The 23,769-nt window shown below is 61.0% G+C and carries 28 protein-coding genes; 14 read left to right on the top strand and 14 right to left on the bottom strand.

Translation table 11 applies throughout. The annotated features are described in order from the left end of the window. Window positions 1-97: 97 nt before the first annotated feature. The 6 genes from yacG to RO069_RS19915 all read right to left on the bottom strand — a co-directional run bounded on the left by yacG (window position 98) and on the right by RO069_RS19915 (window position 6,427). A complete protein-coding gene (gene yacG, locus RO069_RS19940) occupies window positions 98-301 on the bottom strand; it encodes a DNA gyrase inhibitor YacG (protein WP_328189820.1) in 204 nt (67 codons plus the stop codon). Continuing rightward, window positions 301-2,682: a response regulator gene (locus RO069_RS19935; RefSeq protein WP_328189819.1), complete on the bottom strand. Its 2,382-nt coding sequence runs from the start codon at window positions 2,680-2,682 to the stop codon at window positions 301-303. The genes yacG and RO069_RS19935 overlap by 1 nt, the downstream gene beginning before the upstream one ends. Window positions 2,683-2,713: 31 nt before the next feature. After that, a complete protein-coding gene (gene tsaA / locus RO069_RS19930) occupies window positions 2,714-3,457 on the bottom strand; it encodes a tRNA (N6-threonylcarbamoyladenosine(37)-N6)-methyltransferase TrmO (protein ID WP_328189818.1) in 744 nt (247 codons plus the stop codon). A gap of 8 nt (window positions 3,458-3,465) precedes the next feature. Then, window positions 3,466-4,479: a hypothetical protein gene (locus RO069_RS19925; RefSeq protein ID WP_328189817.1), complete on the bottom strand. Its 1,014-nt coding sequence runs from the start codon at window positions 4,477-4,479 to the stop codon at window positions 3,466-3,468. A 64-nt stretch (window positions 4,480-4,543) separates the two neighbouring features. Beyond that, window positions 4,544-5,155 (bottom strand): dephospho-CoA kinase, encoded by a 612-nt coding sequence (coaE, locus tag RO069_RS19920; RefSeq protein ID WP_328189816.1) that lies wholly within the window; start codon window positions 5,153-5,155, stop codon window positions 4,544-4,546. 120 nt (window positions 5,156-5,275) lie between these two features. After that, window positions 5,276-6,427 (bottom strand): isocitrate/isopropylmalate dehydrogenase family protein, encoded by a 1,152-nt coding sequence (locus RO069_RS19915; protein ID WP_328189815.1) that lies wholly within the window; start codon window positions 6,425-6,427, stop codon window positions 5,276-5,278. A 208-nt stretch (window positions 6,428-6,635) separates the two neighbouring features. Here RO069_RS19915 and RO069_RS19910 point away from each other — a divergent pair, with 208 nt between their 5' ends. Together RO069_RS19910 and RO069_RS19905 are read left to right on the top strand one after the other, a co-directional pair. Further along, window positions 6,636-7,406, top strand: a complete 771-nt coding sequence (locus tag RO069_RS19910; protein ID WP_328189814.1) for an EAL domain-containing protein — start codon at window positions 6,636-6,638, stop codon at window positions 7,404-7,406. A gap of 15 nt (window positions 7,407-7,421) precedes the next feature. Continuing rightward, entirely contained in the window at window positions 7,422-7,778 is a 357-nt protein-coding gene (locus tag RO069_RS19905; protein ID WP_328189813.1) for a hypothetical protein, read from the top strand. Window positions 7,779-7,800: 22 nt separating this feature from the next. Here RO069_RS19905 and RO069_RS19900 read toward each other — a convergent pair whose 3' ends face one another. After that, complete coding sequence (locus tag RO069_RS19900) at window positions 7,801-8,718, bottom strand: LysR family transcriptional regulator (protein ID WP_328189812.1); 918 nt, start codon at window positions 8,716-8,718, stop codon at window positions 7,801-7,803. A 134-nt stretch (window positions 8,719-8,852) separates the two neighbouring features. On the opposite strand from RO069_RS19900, the gene RO069_RS19895 reads away from it, so the two are divergent. Both RO069_RS19895 and RO069_RS19890 read left to right on the top strand, forming a co-directional pair. Beyond that, window positions 8,853-9,542 (top strand): histidine phosphatase family protein, encoded by a 690-nt coding sequence (locus RO069_RS19895; RefSeq protein ID WP_328189811.1) that lies wholly within the window; start codon window positions 8,853-8,855, stop codon window positions 9,540-9,542. Window positions 9,543-9,575: 33 nt separating this feature from the next. Continuing rightward, entirely contained in the window at window positions 9,576-10,349 is a 774-nt protein-coding gene (locus RO069_RS19890; protein WP_328189810.1) for an SDR family oxidoreductase, read from the top strand. Window positions 10,350-10,420: 71 nt separating this feature from the next. On the opposite strand, the gene dacB is transcribed toward RO069_RS19890, so the two are convergent. Beyond that, a complete protein-coding gene (gene dacB, locus RO069_RS19885; protein ID WP_328189809.1) occupies window positions 10,421-11,947 on the bottom strand; it encodes a D-alanyl-D-alanine carboxypeptidase/D-alanyl-D-alanine endopeptidase in 1,527 nt (508 codons plus the stop codon). A gap of 313 nt (window positions 11,948-12,260) precedes the next feature. Here dacB and RO069_RS19880 point away from each other — a divergent pair, with 313 nt between their 5' ends. Next, complete coding sequence (locus tag RO069_RS19880) at window positions 12,261-12,674, top strand: GFA family protein (protein ID WP_328189808.1); 414 nt, start codon at window positions 12,261-12,263, stop codon at window positions 12,672-12,674. Here RO069_RS19880 and RO069_RS19875 read toward each other — a convergent pair whose 3' ends face one another. Next, the gene (locus tag RO069_RS19875; protein WP_328189807.1) at window positions 12,675-13,793 is read right to left on the bottom strand and encodes a PQQ-dependent sugar dehydrogenase; all 1,119 of its coding nucleotides are present in this window, start codon (window positions 13,791-13,793) and stop codon (window positions 12,675-12,677) included. It lies immediately after the preceding gene. A gap of 787 nt (window positions 13,794-14,580) precedes the next feature. Between RO069_RS19875 and RO069_RS19870 the strand changes: the two genes are divergently transcribed. After that, window positions 14,581-14,796, top strand: a complete 216-nt coding sequence (locus tag RO069_RS19870) for a dodecin (RefSeq protein ID WP_328189806.1) — start codon at window positions 14,581-14,583, stop codon at window positions 14,794-14,796. 17 nt (window positions 14,797-14,813) lie between these two features. Here RO069_RS19870 and RO069_RS19865 read toward each other — a convergent pair whose 3' ends face one another. Beyond that, window positions 14,814-15,266: a YaiI/YqxD family protein gene (locus tag RO069_RS19865; RefSeq protein WP_328189805.1), complete on the bottom strand. Its 453-nt coding sequence runs from the start codon at window positions 15,264-15,266 to the stop codon at window positions 14,814-14,816. A gap of 129 nt (window positions 15,267-15,395) precedes the next feature. Here RO069_RS19865 and RO069_RS19860 point away from each other — a divergent pair, with 129 nt between their 5' ends. Further along, the gene (locus tag RO069_RS19860; RefSeq protein WP_328189804.1) at window positions 15,396-15,965 is read left to right on the top strand and encodes a histidine phosphatase family protein; all 570 of its coding nucleotides are present in this window, start codon (window positions 15,396-15,398) and stop codon (window positions 15,963-15,965) included. An 84-nt stretch (window positions 15,966-16,049) separates the two neighbouring features. Here the strand turns inward: RO069_RS19860 and RO069_RS19855 are convergent, their stop codons facing one another. After that, window positions 16,050-16,862, bottom strand: a complete 813-nt coding sequence (locus RO069_RS19855) for a hypothetical protein (protein WP_328189803.1) — start codon at window positions 16,860-16,862, stop codon at window positions 16,050-16,052. Between the two features lie 328 nt (window positions 16,863-17,190). On the opposite strand from RO069_RS19855, the gene pdhA reads away from it, so the two are divergent. The 3 genes from pdhA to RO069_RS19840 are packed head-to-tail and all read left to right on the top strand — an operon-like array spanning window position 17,191 to window position 20,413. Continuing rightward, window positions 17,191-18,273, top strand: a complete 1,083-nt coding sequence (gene pdhA, locus RO069_RS19850; protein WP_328189802.1) for a pyruvate dehydrogenase (acetyl-transferring) E1 component subunit alpha — start codon at window positions 17,191-17,193, stop codon at window positions 18,271-18,273. Beyond that, entirely contained in the window at window positions 18,270-19,298 is a 1,029-nt protein-coding gene (locus tag RO069_RS19845) for an alpha-ketoacid dehydrogenase subunit beta (protein WP_328189801.1), read from the top strand. The genes pdhA and RO069_RS19845 overlap by 4 nt, the downstream gene beginning before the upstream one ends. Continuing rightward, window positions 19,295-20,413, top strand: a complete 1,119-nt coding sequence (locus RO069_RS19840) for a dihydrolipoamide acetyltransferase family protein (RefSeq protein WP_328189800.1) — start codon at window positions 19,295-19,297, stop codon at window positions 20,411-20,413. Before RO069_RS19845 ends, RO069_RS19840 begins: the two co-directional genes overlap by 4 nt. Window positions 20,414-20,434: 21 nt before the next feature. On the opposite strand, the gene RO069_RS19835 is transcribed toward RO069_RS19840, so the two are convergent. Genes RO069_RS19835 through RO069_RS19825 form a run of 3 tightly spaced genes read right to left on the bottom strand, consistent with a single transcriptional unit; the run spans window position 20,435 to window position 21,841 of the window. Beyond that, window positions 20,435-20,860, bottom strand: coding sequence for a hypothetical protein (locus RO069_RS19835; RefSeq protein WP_328189799.1), 426 nt, complete (start codon window positions 20,858-20,860; stop codon window positions 20,435-20,437). Beyond that, complete coding sequence (locus tag RO069_RS19830) at window positions 20,857-21,165, bottom strand: hypothetical protein (RefSeq protein WP_328189798.1); 309 nt, start codon at window positions 21,163-21,165, stop codon at window positions 20,857-20,859. Before RO069_RS19830 ends, RO069_RS19835 begins: the two co-directional genes overlap by 4 nt. Before the next feature lies 1 nt (window position 21,166). After that, window positions 21,167-21,841, bottom strand: a complete 675-nt coding sequence (locus RO069_RS19825; protein ID WP_328189797.1) for a hypothetical protein — start codon at window positions 21,839-21,841, stop codon at window positions 21,167-21,169. Window positions 21,842-22,175: 334 nt separating this feature from the next. On the opposite strand from RO069_RS19825, the gene RO069_RS19820 reads away from it, so the two are divergent. From RO069_RS19820 to RO069_RS19805, 4 genes are all read left to right on the top strand, one after another. Next, window positions 22,176-22,556, top strand: a complete 381-nt coding sequence (locus tag RO069_RS19820; RefSeq protein WP_328189796.1) for a hypothetical protein — start codon at window positions 22,176-22,178, stop codon at window positions 22,554-22,556. Window positions 22,557-22,662: 106 nt separating this feature from the next. Continuing rightward, a complete protein-coding gene (locus RO069_RS19815) occupies window positions 22,663-22,902 on the top strand; it encodes a colicin E3/pyocin S6 family cytotoxin (RefSeq protein ID WP_328189795.1) in 240 nt (79 codons plus the stop codon). Window positions 22,903-22,911: 9 nt separating this feature from the next. After that, window positions 22,912-23,223 (top strand): hypothetical protein, encoded by a 312-nt coding sequence (locus tag RO069_RS19810; RefSeq protein WP_328189794.1) that lies wholly within the window; start codon window positions 22,912-22,914, stop codon window positions 23,221-23,223. Then, a complete protein-coding gene (locus tag RO069_RS19805; protein WP_328189793.1) occupies window positions 23,193-23,732 on the top strand; it encodes an ImmA/IrrE family metallo-endopeptidase in 540 nt (179 codons plus the stop codon). Before RO069_RS19810 ends, RO069_RS19805 begins: the two co-directional genes overlap by 31 nt. Window positions 23,733-23,769 lie beyond the last annotated feature (37 nt).

Genomic DNA, 23,769 nt, shown 5'->3' with positions numbered 1-23,769 from the left:
ACGTGTGGGCATATTACCGGTGGGGCGTACCACGCTCAACTTAAAGTCCGTTCAGCCGCTGTTAACGACGGTACGGACTTCAGGTTGATGGCCGGTTTCAGTGGGAATGATCGGCGTCCTGCTGTTGCAGGGACTCCATCAGGTCCTCCTCCGACACCGGCTGCTGGGAGGGAATGCGATAATCCTCGCTGGCCCAGGCGCCCAGGTCGATCAGGCGGCAGCGGTCGGAGCAGAAGGGGCGGTGGGGATTGCTGTCGGTCCATTCCACAGGGGTCTTGCAGGTCGGGCAGTCTACAAACATCAGGATTCTCTTGCGGCCTCGGGTTGGGTCTCTGAACAGTATTGTTCCAGAACCGCCCGCAACATGTCGATATTGACAGGCTTGGCCACGAACACATCCATGCCCGCCTCGCGGCTGCGCTCCTCGTCCTGTTCCATGGCGCTGGCGGTCAGGGCCACCACGGGGGTGTGCGGCAGGCTGTGCTCCCGCTCTTCCTGACGGAGCTGGCGGGTGGCTTCGTAGCCATCCAGTTCCGGCATAACGCAATCCATGAAGATCAGGTCGAAATGCCCGGCGCGCCACTGCTCAAGCGCCTGCTGGCCATCAAAGGCGGTGCTGACCCGACAGCCCAGTTTTTCCAGCAGGCGCTGGGTCAGGGCCCGGTTCACCGGGTTATCCTCGGCCAGCAGCACGTCCATGGGACCGCAGGGCAGGGGCATTGGTGTCGGCAGCGGTGCCATCGGGGCCTGCAGGGAGAAACGGGTCAGGAACCGGCGTTCGCCCAGGTCGGCATCCTCGAACAGCTGGTTCAGCATGGGCGCCAGGCGGGATTCGCGCAGGGCCTTGCTGAGGAAGGCATCGGCACCGGATTCCCGGAAATGCTCGCCATCGCCCCGCTGCGGGTTGGCGGAAAGCACGAAGATGCGGGTACTCTGCCACCCCGGATTCTCACGGATCTTGCGGCACAGCAGATCGCTCTCCATATCCGGCACGAACCCGTCCAGGATCACGGCATCGAAGGGGGTGCCGGTTTCATCGGCGGTGGCCAGGGCGGCGAGGGTCTCGGCGCCGGAGCGTACCGCCTCGATGTCCACTTCCAGTCGCGACAGCATCTCCAGGGTAATCTTGCGGGACAGGGCGTAGGAGTCGGTCACCAGGATACGTCGACCCCTTACCTTGCCGAGGTTGGCCCGGGTTTTCGGGGCCCGGTTGCTGGCCTCCGGCAGGCTGATTTCCAGCCAGAAGGTGGAGCCTTCGCCGGGGGTGCTCTCCACATCCAGGTGACCGTCCATTAGCTGTACCAGCTGTCGGCAGATGGTCAGGCCCAGTCCGGCTCCCGGCAGTTGCCGGCGGGGACGGGCGTTGAACTGGACATAGGGCTGGAAGATCAGCGGCAGGTTATCGGCATCGATGCCGATCCCGGTGTCCTCCACCGACAGCCGGAGCTGGGCATTGCCGCCTTTGCGGCCCAGCAGTTCGGCGCTGACTAGGACATGGCCGGAGTCGGTGTAACGGATGGCGTTGGAGGTGAGGTTCAGCAGCACCTGGCGGACCCGGATCGGGTCACCCACCAGGTGTTCGGGCAGGTTCTCGTCCACCCGCAGTTCCAGGGCCAGGCCCTTGTCCCTGGCCCGGGGGCCGAGCATGCTCACCATATCGTTGAGGGTTTCCCTCAGGTCGAACTCGATGGCGTCCAGCTCCAGCTTGCCCGCCTCGATGCTGGAGATGTCCAGCAGGTCGTTAATGATGGCGGACAGGCCTTCCGCCGCGTGCATGAGGGTGTCCACGTAATCCTGCTGTTCCTGGTCCAGCCGGGTGTCCTGGAGCAGACTGGCGTAACCCAGCACGGATTGCAGCGGAATCCTCAGTTCATGGCTCAGGTTGGCCAGGAACAGGTTCTTGGCGTGGTTGGCGCGAATGGCTTCGTCCCGCTCGTCCATGGACTGGCGGCTGGTCTGGCGGAGGTCCCGGGTTTCCTCCAGCAGCCGTTCCCGCATCTGGTTGAGGGCATGTTCCATCTCGCTTAGCTCATCGGGCCGCGAAGGCGGTTTGCGGTTCAGCCGCAGGGGCTCGATCAGGGCGTTGAGGTTGAGGCGGGTGGTGTAGTCGGCCATCGCCTCCAGGTGGCGTGACAGCATGATGCGTACGATCATCAGCAGGCCCAGGGTGCCCAGCATGACGATGATCGACTGGAACAGCAGGAGCAGGACAGCCTGGTCCCTGACCGCGGCCTGCACCTGGTCCTTGGAGGATGTCAGGATGAGTTCGCCGACATTGGGGTTGTTCACCAGTTCCGACCGGGTCATGCGCAGTGGATGCTGGTGGCTGATCACCTCGCCTTCGGGGTATTCGCCGATGCTGAACTCGCGGCCGTCGGCGGTCACGATGCGGGCGTGCTGGATGACCTCGAAGGACAGCAGGTCGTCCAGCATGTGCTCCACTTCACCGAAGTTCATCAGCCACAGTTGCTGGCTGAGGTTGCCCTCAATGATTTCCGCGGTTTTCTGCTGCAGGTTGCTGATATCGGCGAGCCGCCGGTCGGTTTCTCCCGCCAGTTGTGCACCGGTTGCCACCACCGCCACCATCAGGCTGAATAACAGCACATAGAGCAGCAGGCGCGCGGCCAGCGGCCGAACGCTGAGGTTGCGGATAAGGGCAGCAATCACTCGTGATGCAGACAAGGCACATGATTCCCTGTGATACAGAATTCCGTCAGGCAGTGTAACAGACTGTCAATATAACAACACCGACCATGTCGAACCTGAAACGGACATTCAGGTCATATAGATGCGCGCCGTAGATACGCTCTTCGTCTTGCCGGCCACGCCGGAACGAGGGCCTGGGATCGTAACTGGTGACATCTTCTATTAGTCCTTTCAGATCAGGGTAGCGTTCCTCCCCAAGCGCGGCAAGCTGGGCTTGCGCTTCTGTCGAAAAGCGCACGGGAAGGCGTTCCGGCGCTTCCTCGCCGGCCCACCCGACGCGGGCATCGGGCACTGCGTCGGCGAACGGCAGATAGGGCTTGATGTCCAGTATCGGGGTGCCGTCGATCAGGTCGTGGTCGCGGATGCGAAGGATCAGGTCGCCGTCCCGCCGGACCAGCCCCTCGTTGCGGACCACCGACAGTCCCAGGCTGTTGGGACGAAAGGGCGAACGGCTGGCGAACACGCCCACCTTACGGTTACCCCCCAGTCGTGGTGGGCGTACCACCGGTCGCCAGTCGGCCCTGACCGCTTCATGGAACTGGAAGGTCAGCCACAGGTGGCTGCAGCTTTCCAGGCCCCGGAAGGCGTCCTCCCGGTTGAAGGGGGGCTGGATAACCAGTTCAGCCCAGGCGTGGCGGGTCAGGCCGGGTTGCCGGGGCACCACGAACTTGTCCCGGAAGCAGGAACGGGTAGTGGCCACCGGGGTCAGTGTCAGGGCGTCCACGGCGGGCCTGGATGGATGGCGTGGCACAGAACCTCCTAGTCGCGTAGCACGTTGCCGGAAAAGAACATCTCAACGCGCAGCAGCAGCGAGGTATCCTCCTTGAAGTCATTCTCCCGTTCAAACTCGATGGACGGGATGACTTCAGCGTACAGCCAGTCGTGGTAGAGGCGGTAGCGCCAGGTGACATCGGCGAAGATGCTCTCATGCCGCCAGTTGGGCTCGCTGTCACCCAGCACCCCGAAACGGGGGTTCAGTTCCGAACGGTTATTCAGGCGCTTGTGGAAATCGAAGATCTGCGCCACCTCGAAATGGCGGTCATCGTGTTGCCAGACCGCTTCGGAGCTTGCCAGGAAAGTCCAGCCGTCGCCAACGTCCTTGCCGAACCCAAGCCAGGTGGACGCTCCCCAGCCATCCTGGTGGAAATAGTACACCCGCTGGCGTGCCGACAGTTTCCAGCCAGCCAGGTTCCAGCGGCCACGGGCGGTGGCACGCCAGAAGGCATCGGGGGGGAACCGAAGGCGCGCGCCCACATCGTTGCTCAGGTTGATGGCGTCGGTGATTTCGGTCAGGTAGCTCAGGGCGCCGGTGGGATCGGTGTCGGTGCGTTCATCGGACGTCAGCTGTCGATCCCGGCGACGTTCATCGAGAGGGATCAGGTCGTCACTCTCGCTTTCCACCACCACCCGCAGTTTTTCTTCCGCCGTGGGCAGGTCCAGCTTGAAGCGGGCCTCGGGGTCAAAGTCGAAGAGTTCCCCGGTGCGTGATTCCGTGGCCAGCCCGAGGCGGAGATAGCTGGCATTGTTGGGCGCGGCGCGGGGGTTGCCGGACAGCGTGCGGTCCGCCCAGGCACCCAGCGCCTGCACCCGCCGCGACTGGGTGTGTTCCTGGCGGATGACCCAGTTGGAGAAGGACATCCAGTAGGAATCCTTCGGCTCCAGCCAGTACTCGTCCGGGGTGAAGGTGAAGAACTCCGGGGGCAGGCGGTCCGGTGACAGTTCGTCGGACGGGCGGATTTCCGCACGTGTGATACTGGCGGCCAGGGTTGCCACCAGTAACACACCAAGTACGGGCCAGGGTCGAATGCCGGGAGTGAGATCAGGTACCACCAGTTGTTCAGCCTCGGGCCATGTCCACTAACTGTTCATGCAACGATGCCACCTGCGACCGGACCTGTTCCAGGGGCTGGTCGTTGTGGATGACATAGTCGGCACGTTCAAGCCGGTGCTGGCGGGGCATCTGGGCGGCGATAATACGCTCCACCTGGTCCCGGTCGTTGCTGTCTCGGCTCATGGTTCGCTGGATCTGGGTTTCCTCGGGCACATCCACCACGATGGCCTTCCGGGCCAGGGTGTACTGGTCGGTTTCCAGCAGCAGCGGCGATACCAGCAGAACATAGGGCTGGTCGTAATCCGTGGGTTGTAACTGTCGTGCCAGCTCGTCGCGGATGGTGGGGTGCAGCAGCCCCTCCAGCCATTCCCGCTCATTGGCATCCTGGAAGACGATGGTGCGCAGGGCGGCCCGGTCAAGGGTACCGTCCGCCTGCAGGATCTGGTCCCCGAAGTGTGCGGCAATCTCCGCCAGGGCGGGGGTGCCGGGCTCGACCACTTCCCGGGCGACGATATCCGCGTCCACCCAGTGTATGCCGAGGTCGCCAAACATGGTGGCCACGGTGGATTTGCCGCTACCAATACCGCCGGTCAGTCCGATTACTGCAGGGTTGCCCATTCACACCTCTTTTTCTTGTGGTTGACGGCGCTGCCGGAATGATGGTCCGCGCAGGCGCCGTCGTCGAATCCTGGCGGATTTTGCCATGGACCCGGCACCACTTGCATCTTTCCTGTTCCGCTATCGCAAACGGCCTAGCACGGAATCGCCAATCTCGCGGGTGTCACGACGGGTTCCGCCGTTTTCCGCCAGGTCGGCGGCAACAGCATCAAACAGCTCACGACCGGCGGTGGACAGCACGGGTTCCCGGCGGCCCAGCCATTCCAGCATGCGGGCGGTGGTGAACAGCATCGCGGTGGGGTCGGCAATGCCCTGGCCGGCGATGTCCGGGGCGCTGCCGTGGGTGGGTTCGAACATGGAGGGCAGATCCGGGTTGTCCGGATTCAGGTTGCAGGACGGGGCCACGCCCATGCCGCCGGAGAGCACGGCGGCCAGGTCGGTCAGGATATCCCCCTGCAGGTTGCTGGCCACCACCACGTCGAATGCCCAGGGAGACTGCACAAACTTCATACAGGCGGCGTCGATCAGCTCGTGGTGGGTGGCCACGTCCGGGTAATCGGCGGCCACTTCCTCAAACACCTCGGTGTACATGTCGCCCCAGTAACGCAGGGCATTGCGCTTGGTCACCACACACACCTGGCTCTCGCAGCGTTTGCCGGAGCGGGTGGGGAATTCCCGCTTGTGGCCATCCCGGCGACGGGCCTCGGCCCGCAGGCGGGCCTGCTCGAAGCCGTAGCGGATGATGCGCTCGGTACCACGGCGGGTGAACACCTCCATCTGGGTGGCCACCTCGTGCTCGGTACCCTGGCGCAGGCGGCCACCCTGGCCCACGTATTCTCCCTCGCTGTTCTCCCGGATCACCAGCATGTCGATGTCCCGGGCGCGGTCATCCGCCAGGTACTGCCGGGCGCCGGGCAGCAGGCGGGCCGGCCGTTCGCAGACCCACTGGTCGAAGCCCTTGCGCATATCCAGCAGTGGCGCCAGGGACACGCTGTCCGGCAACAGGTAGCGGTCCGGGTCGTCCATGGGGCCCGGATCCCCCAGGGCGCCCAGCAGGATGGCGTGGTAATCCCGAAGCTGTTCCAGGGCGTCCCCGGGCATAACCTCACCGTATTGCTCGTGCCAGGCATGGGAGGGCCAGGGGAAGCGGGTCCACTCAACGGGAAGCTGGTGCTTTTCCCGCAGTGTCTCCAGGCAATGAACCGCTTCGGTTACCACTTCCGGACCAATCCCGTCACCGGGCATGACAGCGATACGCAGGGGCTGGGGCATGAGGCCACTCCTTGAGGGGAATTTACAGAGTTTTGCAACCGGACGCCGTATTAATGCGTATCCTGAGTGCATGATGTTGGCGTCAGGACTGATAGACAGTGTAGACACCCGGGCGGTTTTCGTCAGTATTTCAGTACGTTTACCCCTGGCAGGACGCTGTCTATAGTGAGTGGCGTAAACCTTGGTTCATCAGCCCATAGGAGCCGGCGTGGAACAACCCGAAGTACTGTTTGATGAATCCCACTGTGATCAGTGCGCCTGTGGTGAGGGTCTGGATTTCCAGTTCTCGTTTGCCTACCAGCCGATCGTTGATGTGTCGGATAGCAGTGTGTTTGCCTACGAGGCCCTGGTCCGCGGTACTGGAGGGGAGAGTGCGTGGAGCGTGCTGTCAAAGGTGAATGAGCGCAACCGCTACTCCTTTGACCAGATCTGCCGGGTCAAGGCGGTCAAGCAGGCGGCCCGGTTGGGCATGGATACCAGGCTGAGCATCAATTTCATGCCCAATGCCGTCTACCAGGCGGAATACTGCATTCGCACCACACTGGCGGCGGCGAAGACCTATAATTTCGATACCCGCAAGATCATCTTCGAGCTGACGGAAGGGGAGGACCTGTCCTCCATTGACCACCTGGTGTCGATCATCAAGGCGTACCAGGACATGGGGTTCAGCACCGCCATTGACGACTTCGGTGCCGGTTTTTCCCGCTACAATCTCATGACCGCCAGTCCGCCGGACCTGCTCAAGCTGGATATGGGCCTGATCCGTGATATCGACCGCGAGCCGAACAAGCAGGCGGTGGTTAATGGCATTATTACCATGATGGCGGAACTGGGTGGCCGTATCGTGGCCGAGGGCGTGGAAACCGTTGAGGAATATGCCTGGTTGCGGGGCCGTGGTATCCGATTGTTCCAGGGCTACCTGTTCGCCCGGCCCGGGTTCGAATCGTTGCCCAGGCCGCATTTTCCCGATCTCGAATAACCTGGAGAGAATCCCTTGTTCTATCGTCTGGTGACCCTGGCTGGCGGCGTACTGTTCGTTGGTGTGCTCTATGGACTGATCTGGTTGCTGTGCCGCTGGTTCCTGCGTGGTCACCAGGTGACCGACCAGCTCAACGACCGCGCCACCGTCCTGGCTACCTGGACCTTCACCGGGGTCTGCCTGGGCATCGTCTTTGCCGTGTTCGGTGCCTTCCTGCTCGGGCCCTGGGCCTTCTATCGCACGGTGCGGGCCCATGATGTGGCGGTATCGGATGGCGCCGCCGTCTGGTGGGGGCTGGGCGTGGTGACGCTGGCCATGGCCCTGACGGCGGCCGGGTTTGCCGGTTTCCTGTGGCTGGTCGGGGTGTTCTGAACCGGTCCCCGGCAGCGGTCGGTCAGTGGGCGAGGCCCTGCTGTTCGGCCACCACGGCGTGAAACTGTTCCCGCAGCCAGATCAGTGCCGGTTCCTTCTCGTAGGCCCGGTGCCAGTAAAGGTGCGCGTCCACGTCCGGCAGTCCTTCCGGCGGGTTGAGGATGCGGGTATCCGAACGGGCGGCGATCTGCCGGGCGTAGGCTTCCGGCATGGTCAGTAGCAGGTCGGAGGTTTCCACCACCTGGCAGGCCGCATAGAAGTGCTGACAGCGCAGGCGGATCTGCCGTTGCAGCCCCAGCCGTGACAGTTCGAAATCCTCCACACCCGGCCCCTCACTGCGGGACGACACCAGGATGTGTTTTGCCGACAGGTAGTTCTCCATGGTCAGTGGTTCCGTGGCCAGGGGGTGGTCCTTCCTGGCCAGCACCACCAGGCGGTCCTTGCGCAGGCGTTCATGGGCGGTCTGGTCACTCACCGGTAGCAGTACATCCACCGCGAAATCCACCTTGCCGGCGGCCAGCAGGCTTTCCATGTCCCGCCGGGCGATGCGCTGGCTGTTGATCTCGATCTCCGGGTAGTCGTCCAGCTTGCGCACCAACTGGGGCAGGAAGGTGGACTCAAGCACATCCCGCAGGGCCAGGGCAAAGGTCTTGCGGTGGCTGGCCGGGTCGAAGGCGTGGAACTGGTTGACCGCGCTGTGTATCTGGTTGAGCCCGGGGCGCATGGATTCCACGAACCGGCGGGCCAGGGGCGTTGGCACCATCCGATTGCCCTGGCGGGAGAACAGCGGGTCGCCGAAATGCTCCCGCAGGCGCGCCAGGGAGTGGCTGACTGCCGGCTGGGTCAGGTGGAGCGCCCGCGCGGCCCGGGTCAGGCTACCTTCCCGATAGATGGTATCGAACACGTGAAGAAGGTTAAGATCTAGCCGGTTTGAGGCCATGGACTGCTCCCGGGATTGTTGCGGCAATAAGTTCGGATTATGGTTGGGGATAAGAATAATTCAGTCGTGTAATAGTATACAGGCCTATAGACTGCCCCGTTGCGAAAAAAATGGGTGTATCGGAGGACCGAGTAGTGGCAACCCTTTACCTGATCCGTCATGGCCAGGCCAGCTTCGGCGATGACAACTATGACCAGCTTTCCCCCACGGGCTGGGAGCAGGCCCGCGTACTGGGGCGGTGGCTGGCCGGAAAGGTGCACCCGGATGTGGTGATTGGCGGTGACATGCAGCGACACCGGGAGACCGTGGAGGCCATTGCCAGCGGCTACCGGAGCTCCTTTCCGGACATGCAGGTTGCCACCGGATTCAACGAGTTCGACCATACCGCCGTGGTGCACCGTTTCAAGCCGGAGTGGGCGGACCGCGAACGGATGCAGGCGGACCTGAAGGCGGCGAACAAGCCCGCGAAGTTTTTCCAGCAGACGTTCGTTCAGGCGGTGGACCGTTGGACCAGTGGCGACTACGACAGCGAATATCCGGAAACCTGGCCCCAGTTCAAGGCGCGGGTGCAACAGGCCCTGGACGACCTGGTGGACTGGGCCAACGGCGGCGATGTGTTTGTGTCCACCTCCGGTGGCCCCATCGCGGTGATCGTGCAGAGCCTGCTGGGGATCAGCGACCGCAAGGCCCTGGGCCTCAACGAAGTGATTGCCAACACCAGTGTTACCCGGGTGCTGTATTCCGGGCGTCGTCGCAGTCTGGCGGTCTTCAACAATTACAGCCACCTGGAGGCGGAAGGGCCGGAGATGGTCACTTTCCGCTGAGGCCGGATTCAACAACGGATAAAGGAGAGCAACATGAGCAAGAAGAACCTGTTTGACCTGCAGGGCAAGGTGGCCCTGGTCACCGGTGCCAGCCGGGGTATCGGCGAGAGTGTGGCGCGCCTGCTGGCGGACAACGGCGCCCACGTGATTGTCAGCAGCCGCAAGATCGACGGTTGCGAGGCGGTCGCCAGCAGCATCCGTGAGAACGGCGGCAGCGCCGAGGCCGTGGCGTGCCACATCGGCGAGATGGTCCAGATCGAGACCATCTGGCAGCACATCCGCGACAACCACGGCAAGCTGGATATCCTGGTGAACAACGCCGCCACCAACCCCTACTTCGGCAAGATCGAGGACACCGACATCGGTGCCTTCCAGAAGACCGTGGACGTGAACATCCGGGGCTACTTCTTCATGTGTGCCGAGGCGGCCAAACTGATGAAGGAAAACAGCACCAAGGGGGCCATCGTCAACGTGGCCTCGGTCAACGGCGTGACTCCGGGCATGATGCAGGGCATCTATTCCATCACCAAATCCGCGGTCATCGCCATGACCCGTTCCTACGCCCGCGAGCTGGGCCCGGACAATATCCGTGTCAACGCGCTGCTGCCGGGCCTGACCGACACCAAGTTCGCCAGCGCCCTGACCAGCAATGACAGCATCCGTGACCGGGCCCTGGAGCATATTCCCATGCACCGTATGGCGGACCCGGACGAGATGGCGGGCACCGTGCTGTACCTGGTGTCCGATGCTTCCAGCTACACCACCGGCACCTGTGTCAACGTGGATGGCGGTTACCTGACGGTCTGATCAGCCGGGCCCGCCGTCACAAAAAAGCCCCGGCAGTACCGGGGCTTTTTTGTGCGTCAGTGAAAATCGCGTTACTGGGTGCCGGCGTGGGACAGGGCGGTGCCGGTGGGCGGGTTGGCGTGCAGGGTATACAGCACCTTGTCGAGGATGGACTGCCCCTTCCAGGCGGGCGAATGGTTGATGATGCCAACCACCGCCCAGGTGGTGTTGTTGTCATCCCGCGTGAAACCGGCCACGGAGCGCACATCCTGCAGGGAGCCGGTCTTGATACGGCCCATGCCCTCCATGTCCAGGTCCCGCAGGCGTCGGGCCATGGTGCCGTCCATGGCCGTCAGCGGCATGGAGGTCATCAGGTCGGCACTGTAGGGGCTGGACCAGGCATTGGTGAGAATGGCGGACAGTTGCCGGGCGGTCATACGGGCGTGGCGGGACAGGCCACTACCATTGTCGATGACCATGCCCTGGGTATCGATGCCCTTGCCTTCCAGCCAGTCGTAAATGGCGCGGATACCGGACACGCGGTCGTCGTTGTCCGCCGGGTGGCGGTTTTCGGCGCCGATGGTGATCAGCAACTGACGGGCCATGACGTTGCTGCTCCACTTGTTGATGTCACGGATCATGGTGACCAGGTCCGGAGACGTGGTGCTGGACACCAGCCGGCTGTCGGACGGGGTCACGCCCTGGCGCCAGCCACCGCTGATGGTGCCGCCCAGTTCCTGCCACATGGAGATAATGAGCTCGCCGCTGTACTGGTCCTGGGGCAATAGCGACAGGTAGGAGGTGGTACGGCAGCCTTCCGGCAGCTCCCCTTCCACGGTCACGGTGACATTGCCCCGGTTGTCGAAGACCGGTTCCCAGGTAAACCGGCGGCGGCTCGGGCAGGGGCCTTCCTCGGTGGCGGTTATGCGGTTATCGATGGTGATGGCGTTCAGGGCCGGCGTCGCCCAGGCCTGGGTGCCCCGCTCATCGGCGCGAACCTGGAAGTGCACCAGGTTCATGTTGAGCAGCACCGGAGACGGTTCCACCAGGAAGGGCCGGTGGGGGTTGTTGCCGTTGTCATGGAACTTGGGCAGACCGTCCGGCAGCATGAACACCCGGCCATCCAGCACCACATCGCCTTCGATATGGCGCACGCCCATGGCGCGTATCTCCCGCAGGACCACCCAGAGGCGCTCAATGGTCAGCTTGGGGTCGCCATCGAAGTAGACATAGAGGTCGCCCTTGAGGGTGTCACCCTCGAAGTCGCCATCGGTGTAGAAGCGGGTGGTCCAGCGATAGTTGGGCCCCAGGATTTCCAGGGCGGCATAGGTGGTGAGCAACTTCATGATGGAGCCGGGGCTCATGATGGTATCGGCATTGATAAACTGCTCGATACCCGGGCCATCAAGGGGCACGGCGGCGACACTCAGGCCGTTGACGTCGTCCAGGGATTTCTGTGCCAGCCCCCGCACCTCGTTACTCCAGAGGCGGGGCTCTGTGGCGGTTCCTTCGGCTGCGGCGGTGACCGGCAGGGAAAGCAGTACTGTCGCCATCAGGCCTGTGCCAAGGGAGCGATAAAGGCCGGTCAGGTCGGCTGCGATGGATCGAAGTTGCCACATTCCACAAGGTTCCGTTCTGTTGGTTCTTGGTGCTTCGCCAGCGTTTGTTGTCAGACGCCCCGGGATGATGCCGGTCTGCAGGCCCACATTGTGCGCCGACTCCTGAAACCACAACTGGATTAACGATAGCTCATTTTCTGTTCCGCTACTATGTTCTGAGGCTATACATAACGTTAAAAAATGACAGCAGGGTGCCGGAATTACAGCAATTTTGTGACGAGAAGTTACAGAATGTGCTGCCCGCGTTAGCACGGGTTGCTAGAATGCCGGCGAACATTTGCTGATGTATCCGACAAATCAAGGGGTTGGGGAAATGCTGACAGGACACTGCCTGTGTGGTGAGGTGAGATTCGACTATGACGGCCCCCTGGGGCCCGTGGCCCTGTGCCACTGCAGCCAGTGCCGCCGTGCCCACGGCAGTGCCTTTTCCGCCAGTGCCCCGGTGCAGAAGGTGCACTTCCGGTTCACCGGCGGTGAGGACCGGATCACCGAGTACGAGTCCCGGCCCGGCAAGTACCGGGCCTTTTGCCGTACCTGCGGCAGCCAGCTCTACAGCCGGGTGGACGCCATCCCCGGCATCCTGAGGTTGCGGGTGGGGGTGATCAACGAGCCCCTGGGCAAGGGCCCCGCCGCCCACGTCTTCACCGGTTCCAAATCCGACTGGTTCACCATCACCGATGACGTGCCCCAGTACGAGAAGACGGAGCGGGCCAACGACCCCCACTGATCATTCGGTCGGCAGGATGCGCAAAACCTGGCCGTCGGATTCATCGGTCAGCAGCCAAAGGTGTCCGTCAGGCTCCATGGTGACGGAGCGGATCCGCTTGCCGAAGTCCGTGAGCAGGTCCTCCTCCCCGGTCATTTCCCGGCCATCCAGTTCCAGCCGTACCAGTTTCTGCATCTTCAGGGCCCCCACGAACAGGTCACCCTGCCACTGGGGAAAATCATCACCGGTATAGAAGGCCATGCCGGACGGAGCGATGGATGGGTCCCAGTAGTGCAGGGGCTGGGCCATGCCTTCCTTGTGGGTCTGGTCGGTGATGGGGGTACCGCTGTAGTTGATGCCGTAGGTGATCACCGGCCAGCCATAGTTGGTGCCCGCCTCGATCACGTTCACCTCGTCGCCGCCCCGGGGGCCGTGTTCATGGCTCCAGATCTCACCGGTATCCGGGTGCAGGGTCATGCCCTGGATATTGCGGTTACCGATGGTGAACAGCGTATTGGCGCCATCCTGACCGTGGAAGGGGTTACTGTCCGGGGCCTCGCCGTCGATGGTGATCCGGTGGACCCCGCCGGCATCGTCATTGATGTCCTGGGCCCGATTCATTTCCCCGCGGTCCCCCACGGCCACGTACAGGTAGCCATCTTCCGGGATCACCATGCGCCCGGCGAAGTGCCGGCTGGTGCCGGAGCGGGGCAGGGCCTCGAAGATGACACGCACATCCCGCAGGGCCTGGTCACGGTATTCCGCCCGGGCAACCCGGGTGGTCAGGCCGTCACTGTTGCGGTGGGCATAACTCAGGAACAACAACCGGTTGTCCTCGAAATCCGGGTGCAACAGCAGGTCCAGCAGGCCGCCCTGTCCGGTGGCGGCCACCTCGGGGACGCCGGACACCGGCGCCTCCAGCAATTGCCCGTCGCGGATCACCCGCAGGCGACCGGCCCGTTCCGTCACCAGTTTGTCGCCATTAGGCAGAAAGACAATGGACCAGGGATGTTCCAGCCCGGAAACAACGGTCTCCAGTCTGAAATCCGCCTGGCTTGAGGTATAACGGTCCGCAGCCATGGTGGCCAGGGGCGTGGCAGCCAGGGTCAGGGCGGCGGTCAGTGTCAGCAGTCGTTGCATGGTCGTCTCCGCAGGTTTGGTACCGCTGTGTGAAGGGAGCGCCTCAATGGTCTGATCTTATCAACCGCGCCGGGTCCGGCGAGGTGGGTAAGATTACTGTTTCTTCATCGGACGGATGCCCGTCCGGGAACCATCGGATTTACGAACGGGCCGATGACTGGATCATTCTTGCAAATAAGAATCAATATCATTAAGGTGCAAGGGTAGGTTGTAATCATGCAATCCATTCCGTGATTGCCTTGGCGATAGGGAGACAACCGTGTTCGAGCATGAACTGAAAGAGGGACTCAAGATTGCCGCTGCCGCTGGCCTGTTCATCCTGACCGTGGCGACCATCGTCGCACTGGTGGGAACAGGAGTCTGACACCATCCGCGACAGTGAAACCCGTGGGTTAACGGCCACGTAATCGACCGGGTCCTTGAAGACCCGTGCGGCGGGCCTCAGGAATATCCTGTGCCATACTAGTGTCCCGTCTGGCTAATTCCTTAACCTACTGAGCTTCTGAGAAACCGAAGAGCTAGGCGTGCTGGTGAAGGTTTGGTGGTTCCAAATCGAGACAGCGCAACGACGCTATTCGGTTTCTCAGAAGCTCCCGAAGGGCTTGCCTCTGAGGACTCTGAGCCTGCGTTGCCAGTCTTTGATGTGGAACCACCACACCTGCAGACTGGCGCCTTGGTAAGAGGTCCTCAGAGGCAAGCAGTAGATTAAGGAATTAGCCAGACGGGACACTAGGGTTGTCACCCCGGTGACACGCTTTTACGAGGAAACCGACAGGAGACTTTTCCCATGTCAGATCATCACGTGTACAAGAAGACCGAGGTGGTAGGCTCCTCAAGGACCAGCATTGAAGAAGCCATCGACAATGCCCTGGCGGAATGCGCCCGGAGCATTCGCAACATGGAGTGGTTCGAAGTCACCGAAACCCGTGGCCATATCGAGAATGGCAAGGTGGGCCATTACCAGGTCAGTCTCGTGGTGGGTTTCCGTATCGAGAACAGTTAGCCTCCCTGTTATCCCGGTCAGCGGCGGTGGTTCTTCTGCAACCACCGGTCCAGCTGGTCGGCGAATTCCTTACGGTCCTGTTGGCTGAAGGCCGACGGGCCGCCGGTTACCTGACCGGCGTTCCGCATTTCTTCCATGAAATTCCGCATGGCCAGGCGCTGGCGGATATTGTCGCGGGTGAAGGCCTGCCCCCGGGGGTTGAACACATCCGCCCCCTGCTCAATGGCTTCCGCCGCCAGGGGGATGTCCTGGGTGATCACCAGGTCGCCGGTGCTGAGCTGCTCCATGATTTCGTTGTCTGCCACATCAAAACCGTGGGCCACTTGCCGTGCCTTGATCCAGGGGCTGGGGGGCAGTTTGATGACGTGGTTGGCGATAAACGTGGTGTCGATCTGCCAGCGGTTGGCCGCACGGCAGAGAATCTCACGGATGGGCACGGGGCAGGCGTCGGCATCGACCCAGATTGGCATGGTAATGGCCTCCGGAACAGGAATGGCGGGAGTGTAACCGGCTGCGGTCACTATTGGTAGCCGGGCATCCACTGCACATCCAGTGGAGTATATTGGTTCATGGCGGTTTTCATCGGGAGGTATGGACACATGGTGGCAAGACGTTCGATAGCCGGTGTCGTGGCGGTCCTGCTGGCGCTGTGCATGGCACCGGCCATGGCGGATGACACGGAAGCCTGGCAGGCCCTGAAGGACGGGCGGGCCGTGCTGATGCTGAGGCATGCCCTGGCCCCGGGTACCGGAGACCCGACCGGCTTCGACCTGGAGGACTGCTCCACCCAGCGTAACCTGAACGAGCGGGGCCGCGAGCAGGCCCGGGCCTGGAAGGAACTGCTGGCAAGTCACGGCATTGACCGGGCCAGGGTGTACACCAGCCAGTGGTGCCGGTGCCGGGATACCGCCGAGGAAATGGACGTGGGCCCGGTGACCGAATGGCCACCCCTGAACTCCTTCTTCGGTGGCCAGGGTGATGGTGACCAGCAGACCCGCCAGACCATCGCGGCGGTGAATGCGCTGGAGGACGGGCCGCCGGTGATCCTGGTGTCCCACCAGGTGAACGTGACCCGACTGACCGGAATCTATCCGTCCTCCAACGAGGGCGTCATCCTGTCGCGACCGCTGTCCCAATCACCCACGGTGTTTGCGCGGGTGTCCCCCTGATCCGCCCGACAGGAAACGTTGGCCCTGAAACACGAAAGCCCGGCATCTGCCGGGCTTTCAACGATCGGAAGGTCGCTTCCGGAGTTACAGCGTCTGCAGGAACCCGTTAATGGTCTCGCGCTGGTTCTTGGCGTCTTCCTTGGTCTGGAACACCACCTTCTGGCCGTCGCGCCCCAGGTTCAGGCTGTCGGCGAAGCCGCAGTCCACCTCGGAGATTTCCCGGACCCGTTCCTTGAAGCCGTCGTCACTGAGGCAGAGGTATTCCATTTCCGCCGCCACCTGGCCGCAGTAGCCGGAGATGCTCAGGCTGTTGAGCTGTTCATTGGTGAGTGCTTCCCAGTCAACCCGGGTGGTCACCGGACTGCCGCACACCTTGCTGGCGGACTCGTCGATGGCCTGCAGGGCACTCTGCTGGCGTTGCAGGGCCTTGCCCCGGTCAAAGCGGGCCAGTTCGGCCTGGACGCCTTCGTTCTTCTGCTGTTCGTACTGGGCCATCAACTCATCGAGGTTGATCTGTGCGCTGCGTTCCTCGTCGGCCTTGACCGCGTAGGGTTCCTGCTGACCGGGCACGTAGGCGGTGTAATCCGTGGGTGCCCAGTAGGAGCTGGCGTACACCACCAGCGAGCGCATCTTGCCGTCAACCTCGGCCCGGTAGGCGCGGCTGCTATCTTCGCGCTCCTCGATCTCGGCCAGCATGACGACACCATCCAGGGGGTGGTTAACACCACTGAGTTTCACCAGTGCCTGGCTGTCGTCGGCGGTATGGACCACAGCCGCCTCCAGGTCGCTGTCGCTGACCAGGGCCAACGGGCTATCCCCCAGCTCCAGGGCGTGGGCCGACAGTGACAAAAGCGCAAGGGCTACGGAAGCAACAAAAGTGGAAAAGGTCCGGGTCATGGAGTGAGTCCTTGTGTCCTGTTGAGCGGGGAACACCAGCTCGTCCGTCAGCGACTTGCAAACAGACGTCTAGCTTCCTACCGCTGCCGATTTTGATGTCATTCCCTGTCATACACAAGACGATAGTACAGAACGTCTCACTTTCTATTTCGTAGCGAGAACTGTTTCTCGTTTTCGTTGATCAAACTTTCATCATCGACTAAAACCTAAAGGAGTACAGCCAATTCTGTACCCCACGTAAGCCGGTGTGATCCACCGGTCAGTGAACCAACAGCCAGCGTGACCCGATGGCCACAAGCCGGAACGGTGACGGTGTGAGGAGACGGGGATGAAACAGCATCACGACTTCACGGTGGTGAGTGCCCGCTATCTGGATGAAGCCGGCCAGCCACTGGACAACCTGCCTGAACTGGCATCGGATACCCCGCGATTGCGGGATGCCTACCGCAACATGGTGCTCACCCGCACCCTGGACCAGAAAATCATCGCCCTGCAGCGTACCGGCAAGTGCGGCACCTATCCCTCGGTGCTCGGCCACGAAGTGATCGGTACCGCCATCGGGCAATGCATGGACCACCACGACGTATTTGTACCCTATTACCGGGATCAGGCCACGCAACTCATACGCGGCGTTCCCATCGTCAACATGCTGCTCTACTGGGGCGGTGACGAGCGCGGCAGCACCGGCTGGGAGCGCTGCCCCCAGGACCTGCCCATAGCCGTTCCCATTGCCACCCAGTGCTGCCATGCCGTGGGCATCGCCGCCGCCATGCGTATCCGCGACGAGAAGCGGGCGGTGCTGGTCACCCTGGGGGACGGTGCCACCTCCAAGGGGGATTTCCTGGAAAGCATCAACCTGGCGGGCGCCTGGCACCTGCCGGTGGTGTTCGTGGTGGCCAACAACCAGTGGGCCATTTCCACCCCCCGGGGCCTGCAGACCGGCAGCGAGACCATCGCCCAGAAAGCCATCAGCGGCGGGCTGCCGGGCCAGATCGTGGACGGCAACGACTACTTCGCCGTCAGCGAGGCGGTGGACCACGCCCTGGAACGGGCCCATGGCGGCAAGGGCGCGTCCGTGATCGAGGCGGTCACCTACCGCCTGGGGGACCACACCACCGCCGACGACGCCACCCGCTACCGCAGCGCGGAGGAACTCAAGACCGCCTGGGAGCGGGATGGCATCAAACGCTTCCAGAGCTACCTGCACAATGCCGGACTGTGGGACGCCGACCAGGAAAAGGAACTGCAGGCCCACTGCAAGGACATGGTGGAAAAGGCCGTGCAGCGGTACCTGGACAAGGCGCCGGAACCACCCACCGCCATGGTGGACTACCTGTTCGACACCCTGCCGACCGCCTTGCAGGGGCAGCGTGAAAAACTCGCCCGCATCGGGCAGGGAGGTAACCCATGAACGCGTCTGTGGAGAAAGCCATCAACCACCAGCAGGGGGACGAAGTGAGCCGCGACGTCACCCTGGTGGAGGCCGTCAACATGGCCCTGGCCCGGGAAATGGAGAACGACGACAACGTGGTGGTGCTGGGGGAGGACATTGCCACCAACGGCGGCGTATTCCGGGCCACCGTGGGCCTGAAGGAGCGCTTTGGCTACAAGCGGGTGATGGACACGCCCCTGGCGGAGACCCTCATCGCCGGCACCGCCGTGGGCCTGGCCACCCAGGGCCTGAAACCGGTGGCGGAGTTCCAGTTCATGGGCTTTATCTACGCCGGCCTGGAGCAGATCATCAGCCACGCCGCCCGCATGCGTAACCGCACCCGGGGCCGGCTGCATTGCCCCATTGTCTATCGCGCGCCCTTTGGCGGTGGCATCCATGCCCCGGAACACCACAGCGAGAGCACCGAGGCCCTGTTCGCCCACATCCCCGGCCTGCGGGTGGTGATCCCCAGTTCGCCCCAACGGGCCTACGGCCTGCTGCTGGCGGCCATCCGCAACCCGGACCCGGTAATCTTCCTGGAGCCCAAGCGCATCTACCGGGCCGTCACCCAGACCGTGAAGGACAACGGCGACGCGCTGCCCCTGGACACCTGCTTCACCCTGCGGGAAGGGGACGACGTCACCCTGATCAGTTGGGGGGCCTCCATCATGGAGACCCTGCAGGCCGCCGACCGGCTGGCGGAGCAGGGCGTATCCGCGGAGGTGATCGACGTGGCCACCATCAGCCCCCTGGACCGGGAAACCCTGCTGTGCTCCGTGGCCAAGACCGGTCGCGCGGTGATCGTCCATGAGGCCTGCCGCAACGGCGGCTTTGGCGCGGAAGTGGCGGCCAGCATCGCCGAGGGCGCCTTCCTGGACCTGCAGGCGCCGGTGGTTCGCGTGACCGGCTACGACACTGTCATGCCGTACTACCGCAATGAGGCCCATTACCTGCCGAAGACGGAAGACATCGTCCAGGCGGTGGAGGAGGTGATCGCACTATGAAGACCTTCAAACTGCCCGACCTGGGCGAAGGCCTGCCGGAAGCGGAAATCGTGGAGTGGCACGTCAAGGTGGGCGACACCGTGGAAGTGGACCAGACCCTGGTCAGCGTGGAAACCGCCAAGGCCATTGTGGAAGTACCCTCGCCGGAGGCCGGCGTGATTGCCAAGCTGTTCGGCGAGGCCGGCGACATCATCCACACCGGCGAACCCCTGCTGGCCTTCGAAGGGGAAGGCGACGACAGCGGCACCGTGGTGGGGGAACTCAAGGGCTCCGACAAGGGTGAGGAAGGCAGCCGGGAGGACCAGTTCATCATCGGCGCCGCCCCCTCCAGCAAACGGGCCAGGGCCAACCGCGCCACCCCCGGCGTGCGGGCCCTGGCCGAGCGCCTGGGCGTCAGCCTGGAAGCCATCAAGGGCAGCGGCCCCGGCGGGCTGATCACCAACGACGACGTGCACCGCCAGGCCAGCCACCAGAAACAGCTCGGCGAGGCCGAAGGCCTGCGCGGCCCCCGGCGCACCATGGCCAAGAACATGGCCCTGTCCCACGCCCAGGTGGTGCCGGTGTCCATCTTCGAGGACGCCGACATCCACGATTGGCCCAAAGGCACGGATATCACCATGCGCCTGGTACAGGCGATCGCCCACGCCTGCGAGGCCAGCCCGGCCCTGAACTGCTGGTTCGACGGCGACAACCTCAGCCGCCGCCTGCTGGACGAAGTGCACATCGGCATTGCCGTCGACACCCCGGACGGCCTGTTCGTCCCCGTGCTGCGGGACGTCAACCACCGCACCATGGACGACCTGAGAAAAGGCCTGGAAAACCTCCGCGAAGCCGTCGCCACCCGCAAGATCCCGCCCCAGGAAATGCAGGGCGCCACCATCACCCTGTCCAACTTCGGCACCATGACCGGCCAGTACGCCAACCCCATCGTCAGCCCGCCCCAGGTGGCGATTGTCGGCGCCGGCAAGATTCGGGAGAAGGTGGTGCCCCATGAAGGCAAGCCCGCCGTGCGGCGAATCATGCCCCTGTCAGTGACCTTTGATCACCGGTCGGCGACCGGGGGGGAGGCTGCGCGGTTTATGGCGGGGTTGGTGGATAGCCTGGAAGCGACCTGAGGCATGCATGCGGGCGAGCCATCAGGGAGTGGGGAAAGGCTCGTCGCCGGACAACTGGCTGGTTGCAGTAGCTAACCGGTCCTGGCAGCGTTCCCGCGAAAAGTGGCGAAGCTGCCAGGACTCGCGGGTATCGCTGTCGGAGAGCTCAAGTTCCTGATAGCGTTCCTGCGCAGAAACCAGTGCCGAATCGAATTCGGTCTGTTCCCAACCCGCCTCACTCGCCGCATCGCTCAGGGTGAATGCCGTCTCGCGGTATGTCTCAGCAGCGGTTGGGTCTGACTGGTACTCCGACGCCGTGTTGGCACACATCAGGAGGTCCAGATAGGTGCTTACCACTGTCGTCAGACGTTTTCCTGGGGCGGCATGATTGTCTGCGCCGGCTGAAGCGGCAAACCCTACACCGACCGCAAACAGAACCGCGAGCTTCACCCCTGTGCCGGGCCTCATTCCTTACCTCCGTTATCCAGCGCCGATGGTCTGAGGTCGCCTTCTGCTTTCACTGCCGCTGAATAACCAGCGTGCAGCGGCAGAAAGATAATCGGCCAGATAACGACGCTAAGCCAGAGGGTGGGGGTGGCCCCGAACAAATGAGCCACCACGCTGGCGGCAATCGCCAATAGAAATGCGCTGCACCCCGTACAGCAGAACCAATTGACCCAGGTAGCAGACAGCGACTTTCGCTTTATGCTGGTCAGCAGCGCGTAGTAGAGGAATGAGCCGGCAAGGCCGGAGCCCAGGAGGACAATCAGCATCTCAGAGGTCCTGATAGGCCAGAAGACCTCGCGCAGCAAGCTCCCGCCTCGCCACTTCCGATTCCTTCCTGGCCATGATGTTCAGTCCGGAAATAACGATGATTGTCGGAATACTGGCGATACCAACCGCTGAAAGTAGCCGGCCTCCGATGCCGAGTCGCTTACTGATCTCCTGCACCAGTCCACTTTTCTTCGTGAGGGCATCGATCTGTTCCTGGGCCTGCTCTTTCAATGCCGCTCTTGGCCCTTTCAGTGACATAACCACAAGCGCCGTTGCCAGGGAGCCCACACTGAAATCGGGCAAACTACCTACACTAAGAGGGTCCGTGGCAGAGCTTGTGGCCTGGGAAAAGTTGAAAAACTCCATCAGCTCTTCATCCGACAGGGACCACATATACCAGTAGGGTTGGACGATCTGACTGGTGACCAGGCCCATCAGCTTGTCCGTCAACTTACCACGGGGAACATCGTTCCTGATCGCCGACAGGATCTCCCGACGCTGTGGGTTTTCGATATGACGATAAACGGATATGCCATTCAGGATCGGAGAAAACAGCTCCGGTGATGCCATGATCTGGCTCTGGTAACCGTTTAGCCCCATCAGGTCGGCGAGGGCAGCCAGAGGGGCTGAGTTGAAATCAGAGGTGACGTAGCGATCAGTAGCCACTGCGGTCATAAGTACGCTCCTTGTTTGAGTGCTTGATAACAATCCACTGTTATTCTGCGATTCTGGAATAGTTCCAGAACCCTGACGACCGTGTCAAGAAGACGCTGGACTGACTTCGGAGAGATTTTCTATTTGAGGCAGAGATAAGATTGGTGTAGGTTGAATTTATTAAAGAACGTTTAATTATTGGACGATGAAAGATAGATGCCAGATGATTGCAGAGATTTTTTTGGGAGGTGCTGTAAGTCTTTGTTATGTAGTGCTATTATTGCGATAGGAAGCGAGTCAGTTAGTAGTAATGAAGTTTTCTATCTAATTGCTTTTATGTTTGTCGAGGAAACTTGTGATTGAACTGAAGTATGTAATGCCGTTTTTAACGCTCCTTTTAGGTGGACTGATTGGTAATTGGTTGGCTATCGGTCGTGACAAGCGAAAAGAATACAATGCGGTGGTTCTTCCTTTAAAGCAGAAGGTTCTTACGTACATCGACCAACTAAAGGAATCTAAGCATCTTGATTTTAGAGAAAGTGAAATCAAGGCTCTACGAGGTATAGTGTCAGAGCGAAAGTATGAAAATATTCGGTATCTATATAATGAGTATGTCGGTTTAGTAAGAGCTGACCAGAAAGTAACCGAGGGTGGGTATATCGTGTACTCTAACAAAGGTAATAAAGAAATATCTGATAAACTAAAAGAAATCAATCTTGTGCTTTCTTTGAAGTAAACATAACAAGGTGCTGTTATCGCCTCTATCGCGACTGGGAGAGCCTACACTGCGTTCCGGCTGCCCCAAAGCTTGGCGTTAAATTCAAAATGTATGGAGTGAAAATGTGGGTGGGTTGCCAACTCCAAAACCCTCCATTCTTGATAGCTGCAGCGTTGTAGGTATCGAAGATGGAAGGAAAGTCTACAAGGATGATGCAGAGAAAATTTACTATACCTGGGATGCACTTCATGGTGAGTTAGAAGTGTTTAACAAAAAAGGTCGTCACTTAGGCGCAGCGTGTCCTCAGACCGGTGTTATTTTGAAGCCCGCTGTAAAAGGCCGCAGGATTAGTAAGCAAAACTAGGAGATGAAGATGAGTTTTGTCGATTTGTGTCTCGATGGTGACGTCCTAGAAGATGAGATTGATGATTTTGTAGAGCGTTGGCATGAAGATGAAGAAACTCCTTTGGAGTTACATGAATACCTGGGAATGACATGGGAAGAGTATTCTGCGTGGGCAACTAAGCCATCGATACTTCCTTTTATCCTTTCAGCAAGAAAGAGGGGGACAACTTTTGATCAAGAGATGAATCAGGAAAGGTTGGCTTTAGCTGCACGTGCTGAAACGGCTGAAGAAGCAAGAAAAATGGAATCTTGGCTGAAACTCATCGGGAAGCTCAAGTGAATCCAGTAGAAAAAATGGCCGCACGCGTACTGTCAAGACACGGTCTACGACCGCCATATGAATTGGAGAGCTTGGTAAGTGAATATGGCCAAATTGAATACCACTCTTTTCCTATTAGTGCAGATGGGATAACTGTAGGGATTGGTGGAGAAACCAAGCCTAGTATTTTAATTAATACACAACTGCCTGTTACCCGGCAGAAATTTACACTTGCACATGAGCTCGGGCATATCATTATTCCGTGGCATACCGGAACCATCGTGTCTCATATCGATAGCATTTTGGCTGATCTTGAATATAGAGAAATGGAGTCGGAAGCAAATCAGTTTGCCTCTGAACTTTTGATTCCTCAGTCATGGATTTTGGAGATAAAAGAGGATTTCAATTCCGTTGAAGGTTTCATCAATAGAGTGCTAGTAGATACAGGTGCTTCTCGAGACGCAGTTTTAATAAAAGTTTTCAACGTATTAGATATTCCTATTGTTTGTGCCCCCTATGTGTCAGCGTAGTTGTCGCCTGATGATTTCAGAGGACAACCATGCCCCA

The sequence above is a fragment of the Marinobacter sp. OP 3.4 genome, assembly GCF_036224885.1.
Taxonomy (GTDB): Bacteria; Pseudomonadota; Gammaproteobacteria; order Pseudomonadales; family Oleiphilaceae; genus Marinobacter.
The sequence above is the reverse complement of the archived record's forward strand: the minus strand, read 5'-3'. Positions and strand labels throughout refer to the sequence as shown.